General features: G+C 59.7%; 8 protein-coding genes. 6 read left to right on the top strand and 2 right to left on the bottom strand.

The window, feature by feature from the left end; genetic code table 11:
- Positions 1-881: ribonucleotide-diphosphate reductase subunit beta (locus ACP7E3_RS30785; protein ID WP_426125391.1), on the bottom strand; the 881-nt coding region annotated here is incomplete at its 3' end.
- Between the two features lie 509 nt (positions 882-1390).
- The gene (locus ACP7E3_RS30780) at positions 1391-1660 is read right to left on the bottom strand and encodes a DUF2790 domain-containing protein (RefSeq protein ID WP_017849219.1); all 270 of its coding nucleotides are present in this window, start codon (positions 1658-1660) and stop codon (positions 1391-1393) included.
- 395 nt (positions 1661-2055) lie between these two features.
- Here ACP7E3_RS30780 and acs point away from each other — a divergent pair, with 395 nt between their 5' ends.
- From acs to ACP7E3_RS30750, 6 genes are all read left to right on the top strand, one after another.
- Positions 2056-4011 (top strand): acetate--CoA ligase, encoded by a 1956-nt coding sequence (gene acs, locus ACP7E3_RS30775; protein ID WP_017849218.1) that lies wholly within the window; start codon positions 2056-2058, stop codon positions 4009-4011.
- 702 nt (positions 4012-4713) lie between these two features.
- Positions 4714-5499, top strand: coding sequence for an ABC transporter substrate-binding protein (locus ACP7E3_RS30770; RefSeq protein WP_017849217.1), 786 nt, complete (start codon positions 4714-4716; stop codon positions 5497-5499).
- A 91-nt stretch (positions 5500-5590) separates the two neighbouring features.
- Positions 5591-6280: an ABC transporter permease gene (locus ACP7E3_RS30765; protein ID WP_010566615.1), complete on the top strand. Its 690-nt coding sequence runs from the start codon at positions 5591-5593 to the stop codon at positions 6278-6280.
- Positions 6277-6975: an ABC transporter permease gene (locus ACP7E3_RS30760; RefSeq protein WP_017849216.1), complete on the top strand. Its 699-nt coding sequence runs from the start codon at positions 6277-6279 to the stop codon at positions 6973-6975. The genes ACP7E3_RS30765 and ACP7E3_RS30760 overlap by 4 nt, the downstream gene beginning before the upstream one ends.
- A 1-nt stretch (position 6976) precedes the next feature.
- Positions 6977-8089: a succinylglutamate desuccinylase/aspartoacylase family protein gene (locus ACP7E3_RS30755; RefSeq protein WP_046382322.1), complete on the top strand. Its 1113-nt coding sequence runs from the start codon at positions 6977-6979 to the stop codon at positions 8087-8089.
- Between the two features lie 27 nt (positions 8090-8116).
- Positions 8117-8881, top strand: a complete 765-nt coding sequence (locus ACP7E3_RS30750) for an ABC transporter ATP-binding protein (RefSeq protein WP_046382323.1) — start codon at positions 8117-8119, stop codon at positions 8879-8881.
- The last annotated feature ends 77 nt before the right edge of the window (positions 8882-8958 follow it).

Raw genomic sequence — 8958 nt, 5'->3', positions numbered from 1 at the left:
TCGCGCAGGATGTACTGGAACTGCTCGGCCACGCCGGTCATTTTGTTGCGGCGGCCCATGGAGAGGATCTGGGTGAAGCCGCAATAGAAGAAGATGCCTTCCAGTACGCAGTAGTAGGCCACCAGGTTGCGCAGCAGTTCTTTGTCGGTGTCGACGGTGCCGGTTTCAAATTTCGGGTCGGAGATGGAGCGCGTGTATTTCAGGCCCCAGGCGGCTTTTTTCGCGACCGATGGGATCTCGTGGTACATGTTGAAGATCTCGCCTTCATCCATGGCCAGCGATTCGATGCAGTACTGGTAGGCGTGGGTGTGGATCGCCTCTTCGAAGGCCTGGCGCAGGATGTACTGGCGGCACTCCGGGTTGGTGATCAGGCGGTACACGGCCAGGACCAGGTTGTTGGCGACCAGCGAGTCGGCGGTGGAGAAGAAGCCAAGGTTGCGCATGACGATGCGGCGTTCGTCGTCGGTCAGGCCTTCGGGGTTTTTCCACAGCGCGATGTCGGCGGTCATGTTGACCTCTTGCGGCATCCAGTGGTTGGCGCAGCCGTCGAGGTATTTCTGCCAGGCCCAGTCGTACTTGAAGGGCACGAGTTGGTTGAGGTCGGCGCGGCAGTTGATCATGCGCTTTTCGTCGACAGCGACGCGGGCGGAGGCGCCTTCGAGCTCGGCGAGGCCTTCGGCGATGTCGAGTTTGTCGAGGGCAGCCTTGGCGCGGATGATCGCGGCGGAGTCGTTGGCGGTGACGGCGCGGGCTTCGATGGCGGCAGCGGCGCCGGCACCGTCGAGGCGGTCCATGTTGGCTTCGGTGGCGTGGCCGGCGTTGGCGCCTTTGACGGCGACTTCGCCGTCTTCTTCTTTGTCGAATTCGTCCCAGCTCAGCATGACGTGTCGTCTCCTGCGTGAGGGCTCGAAGGTGCCCGTGTGAAACCGGATGGTTGGGGGTTCACACGGCCCTCGGGCCGCGGTGGATCTTAAGGAATCGTTTGTTGCAACAGCTAGCGCAGGCATTAAACGCAATGGGGTGAACGGGTGCTCTGCGTGAGGCTTGAGGGGCGGAGCGATAGATGCATGCTCCTGCGGAGGCCTCAGGTCGGCTCTTCATCCCAGTGTAAAGGGATATTGCAGGCCCGATTTACCCGCGCATTATAGGGAAAAAAACGGCTTTGTGTTGCGGCAGATGCGCTCGGATTGCTGACAAAACGCCTGGTATTCGAGCCAGAGCGAGGGTTTACAGGGGGTTGGTGCCGGAGGATTTTTTTGACGGACGGTGGGCTATTTATTGCGGGGGCTGGCGAGGTTTTTTGAGCGGGGGAGTGGGAGGCGGGTTTTTGGCCGCAAGAACAATTTCTTGCGGCGAATAAGATCACGGTCAATGTGAACTAACGAAGTTGTTATCCGTTAGAGCAACCGTTACCCATCACATGGTAGTTAAGAATGTGGCGCTGACCTTTGGAGTCTTCATATTCCATTTTTACCGGTACGACTTCGCATACATCTGGAATGGTGCTCATGGAGACTACTTTGGCGACGTCCAGGTGAGTGCTGTAGGTGTAGTCTTCAACAATCGGGGCGTTCTGGCCGGCTACGTCAGTCGGGGCTTCCTCGGCCAGGGCGGCGGTGGCGCACAAGCTGCTGAGGGCCATAACTAATAAAGCTTTCATTTCTCTTTTTACCTTCTTCAGTGCGAAAGGGGGCACGGGGCCCTTTGGAGGCCTCGTGTGTAACTTAGGGGTGTTTACTTCCGATTAACGTGCCTTCGTGGGGGCTGTTACGTTGTTAATCTGGTTGCCTTGTTGGCGAAGTCGATTTTAGGCCTGCGGGTTATATTCATATACCCGTGCTTTTGATAAACACTATTGGTGGTTTTTGTAACAATCCCCCGGCGCAGTTTTTTTTACGTGTCCGCCAAGCGCCGCAGGCTACGGGCCAGAGGGGGGAAGGAGATAGCAGGGCAATTTGTAGGGTCTTGTTACTACCATCGTCGAATGGTTCTATAGGCTGACCCCGGCTACAACTGGGGTCATACAAAAACAACTATTTCACCGAGGTAAGAAAGATGAGTGCGGCTTCCCTGTACCCCGTTCGCCCCGAAACAGTAGCCAACACGCTGACTGACGAGGCGACCTACAAGGCCATGTACCAGCAGTCGGTGGTCAACCCCGATGGTTTCTGGCGTGAGCAAGCCAAGCGTCTTGACTGGATCAAGCCTTTCACCACGGTGAAGCAGACCTCATTCGACGATCACCATGTCGACATCAAGTGGTTTGCCGATGGCACCTTGAACGTTTCCTACAACTGCCTGGACCGTCACCTCGCCGAGCGCGGCGACCAGGCGGCGATCATCTGGGAGGGCGATGACCCTGCCGACAGCCGCACCATCACCTACCGCGAGTTGCACGAACAAGTCTGCAAGTTTGCCAACGCCCTGCGTGGCCAGGACATACACCGCGGCGACGTGGTGACTATTTATATGCCGATGATCCCCGAAGCTGCGGTCGCCATGCTGGCCTGTGCCCGCATCGGTGCGATCCACTCGGTGGTGTTTGGCGGTTTCTCGCCGGAGGCCTTGGCCGGTCGCATCATCGACTGTAAGTCGAAAGTGGTGATCACCGCCGACGAAGGTGTGCGCGCCGGTAAGAAGATTCCGTTGAAGGCCAACGTCGACGACGCTCTGACCAACCCGGAAACCAACAGCGTCCAGAAAGTCATCGTTTGCAAGCGCACCAGTGGCAGCATCAAGTGGAACCAGCATCGCGACATCTGGTACGAAGACCTGATGAAAGTGGCGGGCACCGTGTGCGCGCCGAAAGAGATGGGCGCCGAAGAAGCGCTGTTCATCCTTTATACCTCCGGCTCCACCGGCAAGCCTAAAGGCGTGCAGCACACCACTGGCGGCTACTTGTTGTATGCGGCCCTGACCCATGAGCGCGTATTCGACTACCGTCCGGGCGAAATCTTCTGGTGTACCGCTGACGTCGGCTGGATCACCGGCCACACCTATATCGTCTACGGGCCACTGGCCAATGGCGCGACCACGCTGATGTTCGAAGGCGTGCCTAACTACCCGGACATCACTCGGGTGGGCAAGATCGTCGACAAGCACAAGGTCAATGTTCTCTACACCGCGCCGACGGCGATCCGCGCGATGATGGCTTCCGGCACCGCCGCCTGCGAAGGCGTTGATGGCAGCAGCTTGCGCCTACTGGGTTCGGTGGGTGAGCCGATCAACCCGGAAGCGTGGGACTGGTACTACAAGAACGTCGGCCAATCCCGTTGCCCGATCGTCGATACCTGGTGGCAGACCGAGACCGGCGCCACCCTGATGAGCCCGCTGCCGGGCGCCCATGCGCTCAAGCCGGGTTCGGCGGCACGGCCGTTCTTCGGCGTGGTGCCGGCCTTGGTGGATAACCTGGGCAACATCATCGAAGGCCCTGCCGAAGGCAACCTGGTGATCCTCGATTCGTGGCCAGGCCAGGCCCGTACCCTGTACGGCGACCATGACCGTTTCGTCGATACCTACTTCAAGACCTTCCGTGGCATGTACTTCACCGGTGACGGCGCCCGTCGCGATGAAGATGGCTACTGGTGGATCACCGGCCGTGTGGATGACGTGTTGAACGTGTCCGGCCACCGTATGGGGACCGCCGAGATCGAAAGCGCCATGGTCGCCCACCCGAAAGTCGCCGAAGCGGCGGTGGTGGGTGTGCCGCACGACATCAAGGGCCAGGGCATCTATGTGTATGTCACCCTGAAAAATGGTGAAGAGCCGACCGAAGCGCTGCGCCTGGAACTGAAGAACTGGGTGCGCAAGGAAATCGGGCCGATCGCTTCGCCGGACGTGATCCAGTGGGCACCGGGCTTGCCGAAGACGCGGTCGGGCAAAATCATGCGACGTATCCTGCGCAAGATTGCCACGGCTGAGTACGATGGCTTGGGCGATATCTCCACCCTGGCCGACCCAAGTGTGGTGGCGCATTTGATTGAGACCCACAAGACCATGAACGTCGCGTAAGACGGGTAGGTGGGACAGAGCCCCATTCGGCGTGAGCCGGGTGGGGCTTTTTTGTGGTCTCTCAAAACCACTGAAGATCCCATGTTTGTGGTCTCTCGAAGCCACTGAAGATCCCATGTGGGAGGGGGCTTGCCCCCGATGGCGGTGGATCAGTCACTGATCAGTTGGCTGAAGACCGCTATCGGGGGCAAGTCGAATCGTCGCACCGCCCCTCCCACATGGACCTGCATAATCCCAGGCCAATAAATATCGACTTCTTCGTCAGGACGTTTCTGAATGTTACCGAGCGGCGCAAATGTGTAACCCTTCGCCCGAACATGAGGCAAAGTGCTACGGGTTTGCACCGAAAAGCCGCGTTTTAGACAGCTCCCAGTATTAGATTAAACGCCAGACTTGCCGTGCTAGAAGGGTTTGCGAATAATAGGCCCGCTATTTGCAGTATCAACAGGTTTAATATCTTTTGTCTCTGCATAAAAAACAGGGGCTGTCAATGTGCTGGAACCGCTTTCTCGGTGCTTCTGTAAATTGTTGTCGCATTGAGGAAATATCGGCTTCCGGCCTGTCGTTAGAATGCCGATCACTCGCTCGTCGTCGCCGCTGTTGAATCGGCGTAGGACGCAGCACCGCTATTCGGTTTCACTCAGTCGCATCGTGGGCCATGGCTCATACTGCTGTTTTGCCCTATACCGATGGAGTCCCAAGATGAAGAAACTCGTGCTGTTGGGCGCCCTGGCGCTGTCCGTGCTGTCCATGCAGGCTTTCGCTGAAGGCAAGCCTCTGAAAATTGGTATCGAAGCGGCGTACCCTCCGTTTGCCTCGAAGGCGCCGGATGGCAACATCGTCGGTTTTGACTACGACATCGGCAACGCTCTGTGCGAAGAGATGAAGGTCAAGTGTACTTGGGTCGAGCAAGAGTTCGACGGCCTGATCCCCGCGCTGAAAGTGCGCAAGATCGACGCGATCCTGTCGTCCATGTCCATCACCGACGACCGCAAGAAGTCCGTGGACTTCACCAACCGCTACTACCTGACCCCGGCGCGCCTGGTGTTGAAGGAAGGCACGACCGTCAGCGACAGCCTGGATGAGTTGAAAGGCAAGAAGATCGGCGTGCAGCGCGGTTCGATCCACGACCGTTTCGCCAAGGAAGTACTGGCGCCTAAAGGTGCCACGGTTGTTCCTTACAGCTCGCAGAACGAAATCTACCTGGACGTGGAAGCCGGTCGCCTCGACGGCACCGTGGCTGACGCCACCCTGTTGCAGGAAGGTTTCCTCGATACGGCTGCGGGTAAAGGCTACGCGTTCACCGGCCCAGCCTTTACCGATAGCAAATACTTCGGCGATGGCATCGGTATCGCGGTACGTAAAGGCGACAAGGAAAACCTGGACCGCATCAACGCTGCGATCACTGCGATTCGTGCCAACGGCAAGTACAAGGCTATCCAGGACAAGTACTTCAACTTCGATATTTACGGCCCAGACGCCAAGTAAATCGTCGCAGCGGTCTGTCCAGAATGGCGCAAGCAACAGAATTCCTGCGGTTTGCGCCATTTTTTCATCCCCCTTTTCGAGGACCTGAATCATGTTGAAAGGCTACGGGGCCGTCATCCTCGATGGCGCATGGTTGACGCTTCAGCTCGCCTTGTCGTCCATGGCCTTGGCCATCGTTCTGGGTCTGATCGGGGTCGCGTTACGCCTGTCGCCGGTGCGCTGGTTGGCCTGGCTGGGTGACTTGTACTCCACGGTGATCCGTGGGATTCCCGACCTGGTGCTGATCCTGCTGATTTTCTACGGCGGTCAGGACCTGCTCAACCGCGTCGCGCCGATGCTTGGCTATGACGACTATATCGACTTGAACCCCTTGGCCGCCGGTATCGGCACCCTGGGTTTCATCTTTGGCGCCTACCTGTCGGAAACCTTCCGCGGCGCCTTCATGGCCATCCCCAAGGGCCAGGCCGAAGCCGGCCTGGCGTATGGCATGAGCCCTTTCCAGGTGTTTTTCCGGGTGATGGTGCCGCAGATGATCCGGCTGGCGATCCCCGGGTTTACCAACAACTGGCTGGTCCTGACCAAGGCCACCGCGCTGATTTCGGTGGTGGGCCTGCAAGACATGATGTTCAAGGCCAAGCAGGCGGCGGATGCCACCCGCGAGCCTTTTACCTTCTTCCTCGCAGTGGCGGCGATGTACCTGGTGATCACCAGCGTATCGTTGCTGGCCTTGCGTCATCTTGAGAAGCGCTACTCGGTAGGCGTAAGGGCGGCTGATCTATGATCTTCGACTACAACGTCATCTGGGACGCCATGCCGCTGTACCTCGGCGGCTTGCTGACCACCCTGAAACTGCTCGCCATCTCGCTGTTCTTCGGCCTGCTCGCCGCCTTGCCCCTGGGCTTGATGCGGGTGTCCAAGCAGCCGATCGTCAACGGCGCGGCCTGGCTCTACACCTATGTGATCCGCGGCACACCGATGCTGGTGCAGCTGTTCTTGATCTACTACGGCCTGGCCCAGTTCCAGGCGGTGCGCGAGAGCTTCCTGTGGCCGCTGTTGTCCAGCGCCACGTTCTGCGCGTGCCTGGCCTTTGCGATCAACACCAGTGCCTACACCGCCGAAATCATCGCCGGGAGCCTCAAGGCCACCCCCAACGGCGAGATCGAAGCGGCCAAGGCCATGGGCATGTCGCGCTACAAACTGTACCGCCGCATCCTGCTGCCATCGGCCCTGCGCCGGGCGCTGCCGCAGTACAGCAACGAAGTGATCATGATGCTGCAGACCACCAGCCTGGCATCCATCGTCACCCTGATCGACATCACCGGTGCCGCGCGCACGGTGAACGCACAGTTCTACCTGCCGTTCGAAGCCTATATCACCGCCGGCGCGTTCTACCTGTGCCTGACCTTCATCCTGGTGCGCCTGTTCAAGTTGGCCGAGCGCCGCTGGCTGAGCTACCTGGCTCCACGGAAGCACTGATATGGAACGTATCGATCACCTGTTGCCCTGGGGCCACCTGGGTTGCGAGCGCCAACTGAGCGTGTTCCGTTTCGGCAGCGGCGAGCGCAAGGCCTACATCCAGGCCAGCCTGCACGCCGATGAACTGCCGGGGATGCGTGCCGCGTGGGAGCTGAAAAAGCGCCTGACCGAACTGGAACAGCAAGGCGCGCTCAACGGCGTGATCGAGTTGGTGCCGGTGGCCAACCCGATGGGCCTGGGCCAGCTGTTGCAAGGCAGCCATCAAGGGCGTTTCGAGATTGGCAGCGGCAAGAATTTCAACCGCGATTTCGTCGAGTTGAGCGAACCGCTGATCGCACAACTGCACGGCAAGCTCGGCGATGATCCCCATGCCAACGTGCGCGTGATCCGCCAGGCGATGCGCGATACGCTCGACGCGCTGCCCGCGCCGGCCAGCCAGTTGCAAGGCATGCAGCGGGTGCTGCTGAGCCACGCCTGCACCGCGGACATCGTCCTCGACCTGCATTGCGACGCCGAAGCCGCGCTGCACATGTACGCGCTGCCCCAGCATTGGCCGCAGTGGCGGTCGCTGTCGGCGCATTTGAATGTGAAAGTCGGGCTGCTGGCGGAAGACTCCGGCGGCAGCTCGTTCGATGAAGCCTGCTCGCTGCCCTGGCTGCGTGTGTCGCGGGCGTTCCCCGAGGCGCAGATTCCGCTGGCGTGCCTGGCGACCACCCTGGAACTGGGCGGCCAGGCCGATACCGGCCGCGACGAAGCGATCTTCCACGCCGAAGGCATCCTCGCGTTCCTCGCCGAGCAGGGCCTGATTAAAGGTGAGTGGCCGGCGCCACGTCACGAACCCTGCGAAGGCGTGCCCTTCGAAGGCACCGAATTGCTGTTTGCACCCCACGCTGGCGTGATCAGTTACCTGCGTAAAGCCGGTGACTGGGTGGACGCCGGCGAGCCGGTTTTTGAAGTGATCGACCCTCTGGAAGACCGCGTGAGCATCATCTGCGCCGGCACTTCGGGGGTGCTGTTTGCCGTTGAACGGCTACGTTATGCCCAAGCGGGTTTCTGGCTGGCCAAGGTGGCGGGGCGCGAAGCGCTGCGTCACGGGCGCTTGCTCAACGACTGACCACCTGTTTTTGTGAGAACCGACCGCATGTACAAGCTTGAAGTCCAAGACCTGCATAAACGCTATGGCAGTCATGAAGTGCTCAAAGGCGTGTCCCTGGCCGCCGCGGCCGGTGATGTGATCAGCATCATCGGTTCCAGCGGTTCGGGCAAAAGTACCTTTTTGCGCTGCGTCAACCTGCTGGAGCAGCCCCACGCCGGCAAGATCCTGCTCAATAACGAAGAGCTGAAACTGGTGGCCGGCAAAGACGGCGCCCTGCGGGCCGCCGACCCGAAACAGCTGCAACGCATGCGTTCGCGCCTGTCCATGGTGTTCCAGCATTTCAACCTGTGGTCGCACATGACCGCGCTGGAAAACGTGATGGAAGCCCCGGTGCATGTGCTGGGCATGTCGAAAAAGGACGCGCGGGAAAAGGCCGAGCACTACCTGGCCAAAGTCGGCGTGGGCCATCGTAAGGATGCGTTCCCCGGCCATATGTCCGGTGGCGAGCAACAGCGCGTGGCGATTGCCCGTGCGCTGGCGATGGAGCCGGAGGTGATGCTGTTCGACGAACCCACCTCGGCGCTGGACCCGGAGTTGGTCGGCGAAGTGTTGAAAGTCATGCAGGACCTGGCCCAGGAAGGCCGCACCATGGTGGTGGTGACCCACGAAATGGGCTTTGCCCGTGAAGTGTCCAACCAGTTGGTATTCCTGCACAAAGGCATCGTCGAAGAACGCGGCAACCCGCGCGAAGTGCTGGTCAATCCCCAGTCTGAGCGGCTTCAGCAGTTCCTCTCCGGCAGCTTGAAGTAGCCACTCCTTTTATGTGGGAGGGGGCTTGCCCCCGATAGCAGTCTGTCAGTTGATACATCTGGTGACTGATACACCGC

The organism is Pseudomonas sp. PSPC2-3, from assembly GCF_049898265.1.
GTDB lineage: Bacteria > Pseudomonadota > Gammaproteobacteria > Pseudomonadales > Pseudomonadaceae > Aquipseudomonas > Aquipseudomonas veronii.
Note: the sequence above shows the minus strand (reverse complement) of the source record. Positions and strands in the feature narration are given on the sequence as shown.